Consider the following 14,907-nt stretch of genomic DNA (forward strand, 5'->3'; position numbering starts at 1 on the left):
CCGGTCCGTGTTCGGTAGGCTGCGACAACGCCAGGAGTGGAAGTTCTTCAGCGTGCTGCCCAGGGCCGATCGCCCGCTCGCGACCGCCTGGTGGGCGCTGATGCTCGCGCAGGGCCTGCTGCCGGCCGGGTTCGCGATCGCCATCGGCTGGCTGGTCGGCGCGGTCCAGGAGGTTCGGCCGCTCGGCCCGCCGCTGGTGGTGACCGGGCTGGTGTTCGTGGCGATGCAGGTGGTCACGCCGATCCATCAGGTGGTCAGCAACAACCTCGGTGACCGCGTGGCCGCGTGGCTCTATGACCGCCTGACCGAGGCGTGCGTCGAGCCGCCCGGCATGGGCCACCTGGAGGATCCCGAGGTCGCCAAGGACATGACCACCGCCAGAGACTTCGATTTGGGCATGACCGCGCCACCGCTGTCCATGTCGCTCGACTTCATCGCGGGCAGCCTGGCACAGTTGTTCGCTGGCGTGGCGTCGGCGCTCATCCTGTTCGGCTACGCCTGGTGGGCGCCGCTGGTGCTGGGCGGGGCGTGGTTCGCGACGCACTGGCTGCTGCGCGAGAGCGCGGTCTGGCGCGACCGCAACACCGACGAGGTGCGGGCGGCCAGCCAAGACGCCGACTATGCCTACCGGCTCGCGGTTGACCCGCCGGCGAGCAAGGAGCTGCGACTGTTCGGTCTCGTCGGCTGGGTCATCGAGCGGTTCGCCGCCCGGCGCAAGCGGCTGCACCAGTTGCAATACGAGGCGACGCGCATGCGCGAGCGCTCGGTGCTGCTCAGCCTGCTGGTCGTGCTCGCGGGCAACGTGCTGGTGTTCTGGTCGCTGGGCCGCGACGTGATCGGTGGCGGGCTGACGCTCGGAGAGCTGGTGGTCTTCGCCCAGGCGGCGATCGGCGCCTCGCTGATCGCGTTCGGCGGGCTCAACTGGGCACTCGACGGGGCTTCGGCTCCCGTTGCGGCGGTGTTGCGGCTCAAGCAGGTGACGGCTGAGCGCGGCGCCTTGTCCGCTGTGGACGATGAGGCAAGCGACTCCGGTGGCGCGGCCGTCGCCTCCGCGCGAAGCGGATCGGGGGCGCCCGAGATTCGGTTTCGTGGGGTGGATTTCGCCTATCCGGGCGAGGCCGGCGGGCACCGGCCGATCCTGCAGGGGTTCGATCTGACCATCCCGGCCGGGTCCTCGCTGGCGATCGTCGGGCGCAACGGCGCGGGCAAGACCACGTTGGCCAAGCTCATCTGCCGGCTCTACGATCCGGTCGGCGGGGCCATCGAGGCCGACGGGCGCGACATCCGCCGGATCGATGTGCGGGAGTGGCGTTCCCGGGTGACGGCGGTCTTCCAAGACTTCGTGCGGTTCGAGCTGTCGCTGCGCGAAAACGTCGCGCCCAACGGCGCGCCCGACGAGGCAATCGAGGCCGCGCTCAAGGCGGCCGGGGCCGATGGGCTCGCGTCGCTGGACACCATCCTGGCCAAGGGATACGACGGCGGCACCGACCTGTCCGGCGGGCAGTGGCAGCGGGTCGCGCTGGCGCGGGCGCTGTGCGCGGTGCGGCAGGGCGCCGGGGTGGTGCTGCTCGACGAGCCGACCGCGCAGCTCGATGTGCGCGGCGAGGCCGAGATCTTCGAGCGCATCCTGGCCGAGACCCGGCACTGCACGACGATCCTTGTGTCGCACCGGTTTTCGACCGTGCGGCAGGCCGACCGCATCTGCGTGCTGGAGGAGGGGCGAGTGGTCGAGCTCGGCTCGCACGAGGAGCTGATGGCGCAGGGCGGGCGCTACCGCACCATGTTCGACCTTCAGGCGCAGCGGTTCGCCGCCGGACTGCCGGAAGACGAGGGTGACGAAGAGGTGATCTACGATGTCCTCTGACCGGAGCGTGGGCACGGCCGAGGCGATCGAGCCCCTGCCATCGGCGCTTTCGAGCATGTGGCGGCTGTGCAAGCTGGGGTTCCGGTTCGAGCCGGCGCTGATGGGCGTCGCCTTCGTGCTTTCGCTTCTGGCCGCGGTGCCAGACGCGTTGCTCGCCCTGTGGCTGAAGTTCCTCGGCGACGGTGTGCTCGGCGGCGACAACCGGTTGGTCTACGTCGCCGTGCTCGGCCTGGCCGCCTCCGCCTGCGGCACGTGGTTTCTGCGCACGGTCTCGACCCGGGTGCAGCGGCGCTTCCGCGACAAGGTGACCATCGCGCTGGAGTCGCACGTGGCCCGGCTGCAGGCGTCGATCGTGTCGATCGCCCATCACGAGCGGCCCGACTATCTCGACCGGCTCTCCGTGCTGCGCAACCAGGTCTTCGTGCTCGACCACATGTATATGTCGGTCTTCACGACCATGGGCTGGATCTTGCGGCTGGTCGTCACGATCATCCTGCTGATGTCGGTGCACCCGGTGCTCGCGCTGCTCGCCCTGCTGGCCCTGCCCACGGTGGCCACCTCGTCGTGGCGTCCGGTGATCGAGCGGGAGGTGCAGGAGCGGGCGGCGCAGACCGTGCGGCGGGCCAAGCATTTCTTCACGCTCGCGACCACGGCGGCCGCGGGCAAGGAGGTGCGCGTCACGGGCATCGCCGACAAGATCGTGGCCGGGCGGCGCGCGGCGTGGGAAGCGTGGTATGGCCCGACGGCGGCGGCACGCTGGGCCTCCGCGTGGTGGCACACGGCCGGGTGGGCCATCTTCGCGGCGGGATACGTTGGCGCGATCGTCTTCGTGTCGGCCGGTCTGTCCCGCTCGGCGGGTGACGTGCTGCTCGTGCTCGCGGCCGGGGCGCGCCTGTCGTCCTACGTCAGCGCCACCGTCGGCGAGATCGGCTTCCTGCGCGGGATCTGGATGGACGGCGCGCAGCGCCTGGCCTGGCTGGAAGACTACGCCGCCGCGTTCCACGCCAATGCCGACCTGGCCGTGCCCGGCGCGCTGCGTGAGGGCATCCGATTCGAGCACGTGTCGTTCGCCTATCCGGGCACGACGGTGCCCGTGCTGCAGGACGTGACGGTGACATTGCCGGCGGGCGCCGTCGTCGCCATCGTCGGCGAAAACGGGGCGGGCAAGAGCACACTGGTCAAGCTGCTGTCGCAGTTCTACCGGCCCACGTCGGGGCGGATCCTCGTTGACGGGCAAGACCTCGCGCGGATGCCCGCCGACTCGTGGCGGGCCCGGCTGTCCGGGGCATACCAAGACTTCTTCCGGTTCGAGCTGCGCGCGCAGCAGGCCGTCGGGGTCGGCGACCTGCCTCGTCTCGACGACCAGCCGGCCGTGCGGGCGGCGGTCGACCGGGCCGGGGCGCAAGACGTCGTCACGCAGCTGGTGTCCGGGTTGGACACCCAGCTCGGGCCGGCGTGGCCCGCGGGCGTGGAAGTCTCGTTTGGACAGTGGCAAAAGCTCGCGCTGGCGCGGGGCTTCATGCGGGAGGAGCCGCTGCTGCTCGTGCTCGACGAGCCCACCGCCGCGCTGGATGCCGAGACCGAGCACGCCCTGTTCGAGCGCTACGCCGTCGGGGCACGGCAGGCCTCGGCCGCGGGCCGGATCACCATCCTGGTCTCCCACCGCTTCAGCACCGTACGCATGGCCGACCACATCGTCGTCCTCGACGGTGCCCGGGTCGCCGAGTTCGGCTCGCACGACGAGCTGATGGCCAAGCGCGGCAAATACGCCGAGCTGTACTCCATCCAGGCCGCCGCCTACCGCTAACCGCGCACCCCGCGTTGGGCGCGGTGCGTGGGCTGGGCGGTGTTCGGGGGCTGAAGTGGGTCCGACCCGACTTGGCTCACCAGCGGCGCATCCAGCGCGGCCTGGGGAGGTGACCCCCGGGGAACCTGCCGTGGACTCGGGGACTCGTACCTGCGTGAGACTTTCGATGTTGAGCGCCCGGCTCGCCCCGGCCACGATCGTCTTGGCGATGCTTGCGGGCTGCACGGCCACCGACACAGCCGTGCCGCCGCCGTCACCAGATCAGGCAGCGGCGCCCGGCCCGGCCCGATCGGGTTGTGGATCGCCGGTCGAAACCGGCCCGCTGCCCGAGTGGGCGCGGGCGGGCTTCACCGGCGACGCAAGGATACCGCACGTCATGGGCGACCGGGGCGCCATACTGGGCGTACTGTTCGGCCACCCGCTCGCAGTGTCCAGATTGGACGGAATCAGCAACAAGGTCCTCTGGGTGGCCAAAACCACGCCACAGTACGGCGATCTCGTGATCGACGCCAAGCTCGCCGGCTCCACGGTTTCCGTGCAGCGCCGCGTCCTCGGCGGCCCGGGACCGTCAATCATCGATCTCCCGGAGCCCGGCTGCTGGCACCTGACCCTCACCTGGCCCGACCACACCGACAACATGGACCTCATCTATCGATAGGGGAGCGCCCAGACGGGCAGGATTCGAGAAGCGCGCGCCGTGGTGCCGTGGCTAGCGTGATCTTCATGGACATCGTCATTCACGCGAGCTTCCTGCCGCACGAGGACCCGGACGCCTCCCTGGCGTTCTATCGCGACGTCCTCGGCTTCGAGGTTCGCAGCGACGTCGGACATGACGGGTTGCGCTGGATCGCGGTCGGCCCCGCCCATCAGCCCGACACGTCCCTTGTGCTGCAGCCGCCGGCCGCCGAACCCGGCATCACCGCCGACGAGCGTCGCACCATCGTGGAGATGATGGCCAAGGGCACCTATGCCGGCATTCTCCTGGGCACCGCCGACCTCGACGGGACCTTCGAGCGCGTGCGGGCCACCGGCGCCGAGGTTGCCCACGGGCCGACCGAGCAGCCGGACGGGATTCGCGACTGCGCCTTCCGCGATCCCGCGGGCAACCTGATCCGCATTCTGGAGCTGCGCTGAACCGTCCGACGATCGTAGACCGGCCCCGCAGAGCAAGTCCCCGCAACGATGATGATTAGGAGATCCCAATGAACTGGAGCAAGTGGATTCGACAGATTCACCGTTGGCTGGCCGTCACTTTTACCGTGACCGTCATCGTCACCTTCATCGCCCTGGCACAGAAGGATCCGCTCGTCTGGGTGGCCTACGTGCCGCTGCTCCCGCTCGTCCTGCTCATGTTCACCGGGCTGTACCTGTTGGTGCTGCCGCATGCCACCAAGTGGCGCAGCGGCGGACGCACCACCGCCTCATGACGTGAATGGGCGTACTGCCGCGCCGGCCTGCCCGATGGCCTGCGTGATCGTGGTGTCCTTGCTCGGGTGCCCCTCCCACCCATGGTCGTAGATCACGATCACGTAATCGCCGAGCCGTTCCACGACGATCACGTAGTTGGCATTACGGCTGTACCGGATGACCAGCCGGTCGGCATTGGCCCCGAACCCGGTCACCGGGGTGAAGTCGTGCCGTGCACCGTCATGCGTGTACGCACCGCACCGGCCCATCGCGTCGCGCAGCTCCGCGAGGTATGCCTGCGCCCCACCGGGGTGATACTTCGTGACCGTGTGGCTGTAGAAGGTCGGGCTCGGCGCGTCGGCCGTGCCTTCCTCGAAGAACGATTCGAAGCCGCGCCGGTCCTCGATCAGGGCATCGCTGGCGTGGTTCATCGGGCGGCACGGCAGCGGCAGGTGGTCGCGCTCCGGAACCGGATCGCCGGTGGGCTTGGGGGCGAAGCACAGTTCGCTCTCGGTCCTACCCGGGAACAGGGACACCGGCAGCTGCCTGAGGTACCGATCTTCGCACCCGCTCGCGACGGGAAGGCCGGCGCTGGGTGACGGCGCGGGCGTGGCCGAAGGCGTCACGGACGGGCTGGGGCTGGGCGTCACCGGCGGGGCGTCCGGCCGGATCCCCTGCACCGCCCACACGATCCCGGCCGCGAGCAACGCTACCGCCGCGGCAGTGCCCGCGATGGCCCGCCGTCGCGCACGCCGGTCGGCGGTCTCGCGCACCTGCCCGCTTGTCGCCAACCGCCGCTCGTTGTCGGGGTCAAGCAGGTCCGCCAGGGCGAGCCGCCCCCGCGAAAGCCAGCTTTTGACCGTGCCCTCCGCCACGCGCAGGTCCTCGGCAATGCGCGCCACCGGCTGGTCGAAAAGATAGTGCAGCGTTATCGCCTGCCGCTGCTGCTTCGGCAACGCCGCCAGGGCCTGCGCCACCAGCAGCTTCTCCTCGCTCGGCGGGGCCGTGTCGACCTGCGACGCCGCGGTCCGCTCGTAAGCCGCGCGCCGCCGCGCCAGCCTGCGCCACACATCCGTGGCCAACCGCACGACCACCAGGCGCAGCCACGCTTCGGGATCCTCGTACCGCGACAGCTTGTCCCAGTCTCGCCAAGCCCGCAGATACGCCTCCTGCACCAGGTCCTGGGCCTGCGCCCAGTCCTTGGTGACCGCGTATGCGTAGCCAAGCAACCGCCGCGACGTCGTCCGATAGAACTCATCGAACTCGTTAGCGTCCCGCATGCCCTGCCTCGTCTCCCAATGGTCGTTGAGGAAAGTCACGATGCACGACGCCGCCAGGTTGCACAAAACATCGCGGGCCTGGTCTCCAGGAGACCAGGCCCGCGAACTGCTTAACCTACAACGGGTTGCACAGGTTCAGCCGGCCCAGCAGGGCCGCGTGTGCGCGGATGGCGCTGTCGCTGGCGGCCGGGTCGAGCCGGACCGCTTCCGCGTTGCGCATCACGTTGATGAACGTGTCGTCGGCCGACAGGTTGCAGTCGGTGTCGACCCCGTCGTTCAGCCCGAAGGCGCCATGCGCGAAGTTGAGCCACGCGGTGAGCGCCTCGCGGTCGAACTGCTGCCGGGCCGTCGGCAGGAGCCGAGGCGCGACCACGTCACGCGCCGCCGCGATGGTGGACGCGTCGGTCGCCTCGCCGAACACGCCGCTCATGTGCTGCGCGATGTCGAGGTAACACTGCAGCACGTCATCCGGGAAATGATCGGGAGGCAGCGTTGTCACGAGGAATTCCAGGTACCAAAGCGTAGAGATCTTGGAAAGCACGCCATTGTCCTGTACGACCACCGTGACCCCGTCAGAACCCGTTCCGCCGTCGTCGTCGCGCGCCGCGAACGTGACCTCGTAGACGCAGGCCTTTCTGTATTCGACCGTGGCGTTGTCGGTCACGTCGCGCGGCTGCACGCTCGGGCTCAGCGGCGGGTCCGGGTTGGGCGGGTTGACCAGCGAGGTGGTGCTCTTGTCGGGCGAGGCGCCGCCGTCGCCGAAGTCCCACGTGATGATGAGGTCGTCGCTGCCTGGGTCGGTGACCCGCCCGGACAACGCCAGCTCATCGTGGGCATCGGTGACGATGGTCTGCCCGCCGGGCGTGGCCACCGCGCCCGACTTGTCGATCGCCGCCGTCGGGTCGATATTGGCGATCGTCACATTGGTGCTGCCGCACCTCGACGTGTCGTCGTCGAAGCCGCACACGGTGATGGTGAAGGTGCCGTTGTCGCCATACACCTTGTCGGCCGTGAACGTGAGTGTCGCGTTTGGCGGATCGTTTTCCAGTACCCCGGAGGCCGGTTGACTGGTCCCGTCACCCCAGTTGATCGTGGCGGTGAGCGGGTCGAGCCAGCCGGGATCGACGATCGTGCCGCGCAGCGTGATCGCCGTGCCCTCCCGCCGCGGTCCCGGGGCCAGCGTCGCAACCACCTGCGGCGCGACGTTGGCCACGGTCACCGTGGCGTCGTCCGTGGCGGTCCCGCCCGGCCCGGTCACCCGCAGCCGCACGGTGAACACACCATCCTGGCCGACGAGGCCGAACGTCGGCGTGGGTCCGGTCGCGTCATCGAAGGCGCCATCGCCGTCGAAGTCCCAGGCGAAAGATGTTGCGTTGGTACCACTTCCGGCCAAGGTGATCGCGCTGCCCTCGACCGTCGAATACGGACCACCCGCGTCGGCCGTCGGCGGTGGGACGGGCACGGTGTTGAGCAGGTCGATGCGCGGCGTCGTGACGTTGTTGCCGCCACTGTTGTAGGTGATCGGCACGCCGGTGTCGCGCAGCCGCGTGAGCAGCTGGCCTGCGGTCTCGCCCGGCCGGGCCTGGCGCAGCAGGGCGAACGCGCCCGCCACGTGCGGCGCGGCCATGGATGTGCCGTCGAAGTTGGCCCACGTGTCGTCGGGGACCGACGACCGCACGCTCACGCCCGGCGCGAACAGGTCGAGCAGCGTGCCCCGGTTGCTGAAGCCGGCGACGGCGTCGCCGTCGGTGGTCGCGCCCACGGTCACGGCCGTCGAGATGCAGCCCGGCGCGCTCACCGCAGCACCGAATCCGTCGTTGCCCGCGGCGATCACGGTCGGGATGCCCTCGGCGAGCAGGTCGTCGATGACGTCCTTGCGGGAGTCGTCGTCGCAGTTGCTGGTGAACTCGCCCCCGCCAAGGCTCATGTTGGCCGCGGCGATGTTGTGGTCGTCGCTCAGGTCGAGCACGTGCTCCAGGCCGGCGATCTGGTCGGAGGTGAACGTGCGCACGCAGGGCGCGTTGCCGTCGCAGTCGTCGGCGTTGTCGAACCGGGTGAACACCTGGATCGCGATGATGGTCGCGCCCGGTGCCACGCCGTTGCCCGGCGCGCCGGTCACTCCGGCCGCGCTGCCCGCGGCGATGCCGGCCACGTGCGAGCCGTGGTCGCAGATGTTGCTGCCACCGTCCATGCAGTTGGCGATCTCGACGTCGGCCGCGCCGGCGCCCGTCTGCTCGTTGTTACCGTTGGGGCACAACGTCTGCTGGCCGTCACCGCTGCTGGAGAAGCACGCCTCTTCGACGATGCGGCCGGCGAGGAACGGGTGGTCCCGGTCGATTCCGGTGTCCAAAATGGCCACCGCGAAACCGGTGCCGGTGAAGCCGAAGCCGTGCACGTCGTCGGCGTTGATGAGCGGGATGGTGGAGCCGAGCGTGGGCAGGTCGGCCGTGTCGGGCTGGATGCGCACCACCCGGTCTGACTTGGCCAGCTGCTCCAGTGCCTTGCTGTCGGCCTCAAGCGCGAGCATCGGGAACCGGTCGAACTTGCGGTGGGTCTTGACTCCGGCCTGCGCGCTGCGCAGCGAGCCCAGCACCCGGTCCTGGTCGCTTCGCTCCTTGAGCTGGACGATGACCCGCTGCGGCCCTTCTTTGGCGGCGGCGGCGATGAGCCGCTGCACCGTGTCGGGCTGTGATGGGGGTTGCGCGGCCGCCGCTAGGCCGGCCGCTGGGTTCAGTGCCATGCCGGCGACGGTCATCAGGGCCGCCGACAGTACACCAAGGACAGGTTTGTGTTTCTTCACCGCGATCTCCATTGCTTCAGGGGTTAGGCGGCGTTACGAGGTTGTGGAGTCTGCCTTGTCTTCCTGCACGGACTTCACGAGCGGCGAGGTGGCCAGATGGCGCATGCCCGCCTCGTCAACCGTCAATGCGAGCTGTGGCAGCCGGTTGTACTGCCTGTTGAGCTCGACCTTGAAGGGCTTCAGCTCGTCGAGCAGGCGGCGCTGGGCTGCCTCGATCTCGGCGCGCTGCTTTTGCACCGCGTCCTGGGGAAGCTCACCCTCGGGCCGATAGGGGATCGCCAGGGTGACGATCACCCGCACGGAACCCCGCTCGCGCGCCGCGTCCACAAGGGACCTATACGGCGAGGGGATCACGCCGTCGATGGCCGAGGACGGTGGTGGCTGGGTTTGCGGGGTCGACGGCGTGCACGCGGCGCAAGCCATGACCAGCACGAGCAACAAGCGAGCACGGCGAACGCCCATGACCGATTCCTCCCCAATGACGCATGCCTAACGTAACGCAAGCACGACGGTCCTAAGTGTCATGAATCCGATTCATCATCATAAGACTCGCTGAAGACGCGTTTAAGCGCAGGTAACGACCGGCCGCACGGCGAGGAGGAAGCCGTGCGGCGGTTAGTCCATTCGTTTATCGGGATTGGGCGCGGGTTCGTTACACGACCTCGACCGTCACGCCCGCGGTCGCGGGCTGGGCGATGGCGACCGTGCCGTCGGACATCACGGCCATCCAGTGCAGCCTGAGCTTGGCTCCGATGGGCTGGGAGTCGGGCACATACGCACGCATCGCGAACTTGACGGACGTGTGCGCGGGGATCTCGGTCAGGCCGGCGCAGTTGAGTCGCCGCCACTTCGCGTCCTCGCCCAGCTGCTGCAGGTACGTCGGGCACACGTCGAGGCCAAACGTGTATGGCATCGCGTTGAGCACGGTCACGACATAGTCGAAGTGCTGTCCACGTTGGACGGTCGCGGGAGCCTCCATGCTGACCGTGAGCGGCGCGTTGAGCAGGGGCGGCTCGACGTACCAGGCGCTGGCCGCGGTGACGCACCGGTTGCCGAGCGAGAGGCTCACCCCGAGCACGACCACCGACGTTTCGCGGTCGCACTCGGTGAACACCAGATCCATGCGCGCGGGCTCGCCCGGGTCGATGGTCGCCGGATACTGCTTCTCGTCGCCCGGGAAGCGTCCGCCCGCGACCACACCGTTGTCCAACGTGGCGGGAGCGGACAGCGTGCATCGCTTGTCGCCGAGGTTGGCCACATACAGGGTCTGGCCCTGCACCCAGTGGTTGCCAAGGTGCGCGGCCTGGCACGGCGTGGCATCGGGCCGCGGCTCGCGGCGGGCAAGGGCCGGTGCCGCGACGATCTCACTGTCCCAATAGGGGATCGGCCGGTTGGGTGCGGGCCGCGAGGCCGACGGCCACAGCACCGCCGCGGGCACGCCAACGGCCAGGGCCAGCACCGCGCACGCCACCGCCAATGTCCGGTTGCGGCGCCTGCGCCGGATGCCCACGGTCACCCGGCCGACCGGGTCCTCCCAGCCCATCATCGCGAAGTCGTCGTCCCGCAGGATCGTGCGCAGACGGTCGTCGAGCTCGGTCACCACGCACCCTCCTTCACCGCGATCAGCGCCTCACGCAGTTTGGCCATGGCCCGCGAGGCATTGCTCTTCACCGTGCCCGTCGAGCAGCCCAGCGTCTCGGCGATCTGCGCCTCAGAGTAGTCAAGGTAGTACCGCAGCACGATGACCGCCCGTTGCTGCCGCGGCAGCCCGGCGAGCAGCCGCCTGAGATTTTCGTCGGGCATTTCCATTTGGGGGGTACCGGTTTCGGGCGGCGAATCCATGAGCCGTTCACGCTTCATGACCCGGATCTGGTTCAGGTACCGGTTCGTGATGGTCTTACGGACGTACCCCTCGGGATTGTCCTGCCGCTCGATCCGCCGCCACGCCATCCCGGCCCGTTCCAGCGCGTCCTGCACCAGATCTTCGGCCAGGTATCGATCCCCACACAGCACATGCGCAAAGCGCAGCAGGTCACTATGCCTGCCGCGAACAAACTCCGCGAACCCCTCCGGGGCCGCCCACCGGGTCATGACCATCAGACACAGCAGCCCCGCGAAAGGTTGCATCGCTCGACTACATCAGTTCCGGGCCGAACACGATGATCCCGTTGACCAAAGCTCCTAACGCCACTAACAGCACGGAGCCCGCGGCAAGGTCCTTGATGTCCCGGATGCGTGGGTCGCGGCCGATGCCGTGCAGCTCGGCGATGAAGTCGCACGTCCGCTCGATCGCGGTGTTCATCAGCTCGGCCGAGAGCACCGCGGCGATGCTCACCACGACCAACCCGAGGTGCGATCCGGTGATCCCATACGCCACGGTCAGAAAGACGACCCCGCCAGCCGACGCGAGCTGAATTCTGAAGTTCGCGCCCCGCCCGGCGACCCAGATGCCGCGTGTCGCGAACCGGAAACTGCGGCTCAGCCGGACGGCCCACGCCCCGATCCTCATTCGGGCAACATAGGGGATGCGTGCGCCGATGCGTTCCGTCAACACGGGTTCTACACCTGATCATCACCCGATGTTTCCAGCCGGACGGCCGCGTTCACGATGAGGCGTTCCAGCTCGCGCAGGAATCGCTCGATCCGCTCAGGTGGGAGGTAGTGGGTGTCGGCGGTGATGGAGAGGCCGAGGCCGGTGGGGGCGTCCATGACCTGCAGGCGGAAGCGCCAGGCGAACCGGTCGAGGGTCTCGGGCCACGACAGGGACGTGTGTTGGAGTGCGGCTTCGAGTGCGGCCGGGCTCGAGTCCGACGGGGGTTGGACCGTGTCGGTGAGGCCGGGCAGGCGCAGGTCGTTGACGTAGCACCAGGGTTCGAAGGCGCTGCCGGTCGGGCGGCCGGTTTGGCGGATGGCTTCGTCCATTGTGTACGGGTCGTAGTACGCGTGCCGATACGCCCGCGAGGCCGCCCGCCAGGCACGAGCCATCAGCGAACCCGTGTCGGTGTCGTCGCCCACCTCAAGCACGAACAGCCCCAGCTGGTTGAGCTTGGAGATCGCATCGCGATAGCCGGGCTGGTACCTGTTGTTGACCATCAAAAACAACGCGCACCGGTCGTGTCCCGTCCAGCGGCAGATCAGCACGGAAGTCATGGCAAGCAAAACCGTTGCCGTGCTCACGCCGTGCCGGGCGGCGAGGGCGCGCATGGCGATGTCAGCGGCGGGGGAGACCAGCAGCGCGCGCCGAAAGCGGGGCGTGAGCGGGGGCGCGACGGGGTCGAACATGCTGTGCGGCAGGTGTTCGTAGTTGCCGAGCCAATGGTCGCGTGCCCGGTCGCTGCGATGCTTCATGGGCCCGAGCTCCTGCCGTGCCACGTCCACCGACTGCAATCCGGCCGGGGTCGTGATCTGGCCGCGCAGCAACAGCAGGCGCAACTCGCGCATCAGGATCTCGGAGGCGTGGAAGTCGACCGCCACGTGGCTGAACACCAGCGCCACGTGCGTGACCCGCCCACCAGACATGACCAGGGTCGCACGCAGCGGCCACTCGCCCAGGTAGTCGAAAGGCACGGCGCCCATGCTGTCCTTTATGGACTCCGCGTCGTCGGACTCGACCAGATGCACCTGCAACCGTCCGCCCGGCGCGGGCACCTGCCGCAGCCCCGTTTCGTCCTGCTCGATGCGTGTGCGCAGGGATTCGTGCCGGCTCATCAGCGCGCCGATCGCCCGCACGACCGCGCCCGCGTCTTCACCCGCGCTGCGCGGGACCGCTACCACCCGGCTGATGTTGAGCCACGCCGTGTGCGGCCGGAACTCGCTGTAAGCCTTCCAGATGGAGCGCTGTCCCCATGTCAGGGGCTCCGGTGAGCTCGCCTGCCCGCGAAACTCGGCCCACAACTCCGCCTGGCGGGCGCTAGAGGAGGCCACGGGTGTTGGGGTGTCCCAGTCACCGCTGGGGGCCGAGGCGAGACGCCTGCGGTCATCAGACTCCGCCATCGGCACATAGTAGAAGTGGTGAAGGGAAAGCGCTTTCCCCTGTTCGGCCGATCCCATCGACCAATCCAAACCGGCAAACTCGTGCTCGGCGTGCGGGGTGAGGGGGGTGAGTGATGCGTGGGATCGGTGAGACGCGGACCGTGCCGAGCCTGCTGTCCTGGCGCCGTTCGCACCACCCCGACCGGGCCGCGATCGAGGTGCACGGCGCCGAGCCGCTGACCTTCGCCCGCTGGGAGGACGACTCCGCTCGCCTGGCCAATGCGTTGCGCCGCAAAGGAATTGCCCCCGGGGCGATCGTCGGCCTGGTGTTTTCCGGCCGAGACTGGGCCTCGTTCGCGATCGCCTATGTGGGTGTGCAGAAGGCCGGTGCGGTGGCCGTGCCCGTGCACGACGAGCTCCCGCCCGCGCGCGTCGAACGCCTCCTGTCCTCGGCCCGTGCCCAGCTCACCATCACCGGCCGGGACGATGTGGACAAGCTTGTCGCAAGCGAGGAACCGACCGATCGCGACGATTCGCGCCCGGACTGCCTGGCCCAGATTCTTTTCACCTCCGGTACCTCCGGCGAGCCCAAGGGCGTCGCGGCCACCCACGCCAACCTGACCACCAACGCGCCCTCGCACCCGCGCCGCATGGCCCTGGCCCACTCCGAACGCTTCCTGCACGCGTTCCCGATCGGCACCAACGCGGGCCAGACCATGCTGCTCAACTCGCTGACCGCCAAGCCGTGGGCACTGGTCCTGCCCCAGTTCACGCCGCGCCGCATGGCCAAACTCCTGCCACACGTCGGCACCGCCTTCATGGTCCCGTCCATGGCCATCGAATTGCTCGATTCCGGTGCCCTGCAAGGGGTCGACCTGACGGGCCTGCATCTGGTCGGCTGCACGGCCGCCGCCCTGCCCCCGCCGATCGCCCTGCGCCTGGCCGAGACGTTCCCCAACGCGGCGATCGTCAACTACTACACGTCGACCGAGGCGGCCCCCGCCCAGGCCAGCATGGTGTTCGACCCCCACCGGCCCGACGCCGTCGGCAAGGCTCCATCGGGCACCATCCGGATCACCGACGAGACCGGCACGCCCGTGCCCGACGGCGTGACCGGGCACGTGTGGTTGCGCTCCCCGCACCCGCGCCGCTATCTCGGCGAGGAGGCGTTCCGCGACGGATGGGTCCGCATGGGCGATATCGGGCGGCTGCAGGACGGCTTCCTGTACCTGTCCGATCGCGACGGTGATATCGTCAAGTCGGGTGCGCACAAGGTTTCCACGCTCGAGATCGAGGCAGCGCTCTACGAGCATCCGGCCGTGATCGATGCGGCCGTCATCGGCTTGCCGCACCCCGTGCTCGGAGCCCAACTGGCCGCCGTCGTGGTCGCGCGTGACCCGATCGGCCTGCCCGATCTGCGCGCCTTCCTGGCGCCGCGGCTGGCCGACTATCAACTGCCCAGCAGGCTGGCGTTGGCCGACCGGCTGCCGCGCAACGACGCCGGCAAAGTGCTCAAGCGGCAACTGTTCCAGTATTTCCTGACCGGAGGCGATGACACGTGAACTCTGCCGCACACGGCGTGTGGTTCACCGAGCGGGCCGGTGTGGCCGGCACGGCTTTTCACATGGCGCTGGGGATCTGGTTTGACGGCGCGCTCGACCACGACGCGCTGCGCGAGGCGTGCGCGGCCGTGGTCGCCAGGCACCCGGCGCTGAGCCGCGCGGTCGCCGACACCGCGGACGGGCCCCGCTTCGTGCGGGCGGCCGCGGAGGTCCCG

Annotated in this window: 13 protein-coding genes and 1 pseudogene; 7 read left to right on the forward strand and 7 right to left on the reverse strand. The window is 69.1% G+C overall.

Going from position 1 to position 14,907, the window contains the following annotated elements:
- Positions 1-7: 7 nt before the first annotated feature.
- From DM816_RS22300 to DM816_RS22320, 5 genes are all read left to right on the forward strand, one after another.
- Entirely contained in the window at positions 8-1,864 is a 1,857-nt protein-coding gene (locus DM816_RS22300; RefSeq protein WP_170318859.1) for an ABC transporter ATP-binding protein, read from the forward strand.
- Complete coding sequence (locus tag DM816_RS22305; protein WP_117212284.1) at positions 1,854-3,671, forward strand: ABC transporter ATP-binding protein; 1,818 nt, start codon at positions 1,854-1,856, stop codon at positions 3,669-3,671. Before DM816_RS22300 ends, DM816_RS22305 begins: the two co-directional genes overlap by 11 nt.
- A gap of 154 nt (positions 3,672-3,825) precedes the next feature.
- On the forward strand, positions 3,826-4,329 hold the full coding sequence (locus tag DM816_RS22310; RefSeq protein ID WP_246002117.1) for a hypothetical protein: 504 nt from the start codon (positions 3,826-3,828) through the stop codon (positions 4,327-4,329).
- Positions 4,330-4,394: 65 nt separating this feature from the next.
- Complete coding sequence (locus DM816_RS22315) at positions 4,395-4,805, forward strand: VOC family protein (protein WP_117212294.1); 411 nt, start codon at positions 4,395-4,397, stop codon at positions 4,803-4,805.
- Between the two features lie 68 nt (positions 4,806-4,873).
- The gene (locus tag DM816_RS22320) at positions 4,874-5,098 is read left to right on the forward strand and encodes a hypothetical protein (RefSeq protein WP_117212286.1); all 225 of its coding nucleotides are present in this window, start codon (positions 4,874-4,876) and stop codon (positions 5,096-5,098) included.
- Here the strand turns inward: DM816_RS22320 and DM816_RS45535 are convergent.
- The 7 genes from DM816_RS45535 to DM816_RS22355 all read right to left on the reverse strand — a co-directional run bounded on the left by DM816_RS45535 (position 5,093) and on the right by DM816_RS22355 (position 13,151).
- Positions 5,093-6,358, reverse strand: a complete 1,266-nt coding sequence (locus DM816_RS45535) for a sigma-70 family RNA polymerase sigma factor (protein WP_117212295.1) — start codon at positions 6,356-6,358, stop codon at positions 5,093-5,095. The genes DM816_RS22320 and DM816_RS45535 overlap by 6 nt on opposite strands.
- Before the next feature lie 115 nt (positions 6,359-6,473).
- Positions 6,474-9,158 (reverse strand): S8 family peptidase, encoded by a 2,685-nt coding sequence (locus DM816_RS22330; RefSeq protein ID WP_162907711.1) that lies wholly within the window; start codon positions 9,156-9,158, stop codon positions 6,474-6,476.
- A gap of 33 nt (positions 9,159-9,191) precedes the next feature.
- Positions 9,192-9,620, reverse strand: a complete 429-nt coding sequence (locus DM816_RS22335) for a hypothetical protein (protein ID WP_162907712.1) — start codon at positions 9,618-9,620, stop codon at positions 9,192-9,194.
- A gap of 190 nt (positions 9,621-9,810) precedes the next feature.
- Positions 9,811-10,761 (reverse strand): hypothetical protein, encoded by a 951-nt coding sequence (locus tag DM816_RS22340; protein WP_117212289.1) that lies wholly within the window; start codon positions 10,759-10,761, stop codon positions 9,811-9,813.
- Positions 10,755-11,285: a SigE family RNA polymerase sigma factor gene (locus DM816_RS22345; RefSeq protein ID WP_246002120.1), complete on the reverse strand. Its 531-nt coding sequence runs from the start codon at positions 11,283-11,285 to the stop codon at positions 10,755-10,757. Before DM816_RS22345 ends, DM816_RS22340 begins: the two co-directional genes overlap by 7 nt.
- A gap of 7 nt (positions 11,286-11,292) precedes the next feature.
- A complete protein-coding gene (locus DM816_RS22350) occupies positions 11,293-11,667 on the reverse strand; it encodes a diacylglycerol kinase family protein (protein ID WP_117212290.1) in 375 nt (124 codons plus the stop codon).
- A 50-nt stretch (positions 11,668-11,717) separates the two neighbouring features.
- Complete coding sequence (locus DM816_RS22355; RefSeq protein ID WP_162907714.1) at positions 11,718-13,151, reverse strand: condensation domain-containing protein; 1,434 nt, start codon at positions 13,149-13,151, stop codon at positions 11,718-11,720.
- Positions 13,152-13,264: 113 nt separating this feature from the next.
- On the opposite strand from DM816_RS22355, the gene DM816_RS22360 reads away from it, so the two are divergent.
- Positions 13,265-14,692 carry a class I adenylate-forming enzyme family protein gene (locus DM816_RS22360; RefSeq protein ID WP_117212292.1) on the forward strand — a complete coding sequence of 476 codons (1,428 nt, stop codon included), beginning with the start codon at positions 13,265-13,267 and terminating at the stop codon, positions 14,690-14,692.
- Positions 14,689-14,907, forward strand: a pseudogene (locus tag DM816_RS22365) (hypothetical protein); the annotation flags it as partial. The gene DM816_RS22360 and the pseudogene DM816_RS22365, both read left to right, overlap by 4 nt.

The organism is Allorhizocola rhizosphaerae (assembly GCF_003426775.1).
GTDB lineage: Bacteria > Actinomycetota > Actinomycetes > Mycobacteriales > Micromonosporaceae > Allorhizocola > Allorhizocola rhizosphaerae.

Excerpts from the sequence above, each read along its gene's own strand:
- DM816_RS22305 (WP_117212284.1), top strand. The coding sequence starts at position 1,854 with ATGTCCTCTGACCGGAGCGTGGGCACGGCCGAGGCGATCGAGCCCCTG.
- DM816_RS22315 (WP_117212294.1), top strand. The coding sequence starts at position 4,395 with ATGGACATCGTCATTCACGCGAGCTTCCTGCCGCACGAGGACCCGGAC.
- DM816_RS22320 (WP_117212286.1), top strand. The coding sequence starts at position 4,874 with ATGAACTGGAGCAAGTGGATTCGACAGATTCACCGTTGGCTGGCCGTC.
- DM816_RS45535 (WP_117212295.1), bottom strand. The coding sequence starts at position 6,358 with ATGCGGGACGCTAACGAGTTCGATGAGTTCTATCGGACGACGTCGCGG.
- DM816_RS22335 (WP_162907712.1), bottom strand. The coding sequence starts at position 9,620 with ATGGGCGTTCGCCGTGCTCGCTTGTTGCTCGTGCTGGTCATGGCTTGC.
- DM816_RS22345 (WP_246002120.1), bottom strand. The coding sequence starts at position 11,285 with ATGCAACCTTTCGCGGGGCTGCTGTGTCTGATGGTCATGACCCGGTGG.
- DM816_RS22350 (WP_117212290.1), bottom strand. The coding sequence starts at position 11,667 with ATGAGGATCGGGGCGTGGGCCGTCCGGCTGAGCCGCAGTTTCCGGTTC.
- DM816_RS22355 (WP_162907714.1), bottom strand. The coding sequence starts at position 13,151 with ATGGCGGAGTCTGATGACCGCAGGCGTCTCGCCTCGGCCCCCAGCGGT.
- DM816_RS22360 (WP_117212292.1), top strand. The coding sequence starts at position 13,265 with ATGCGTGGGATCGGTGAGACGCGGACCGTGCCGAGCCTGCTGTCCTGG.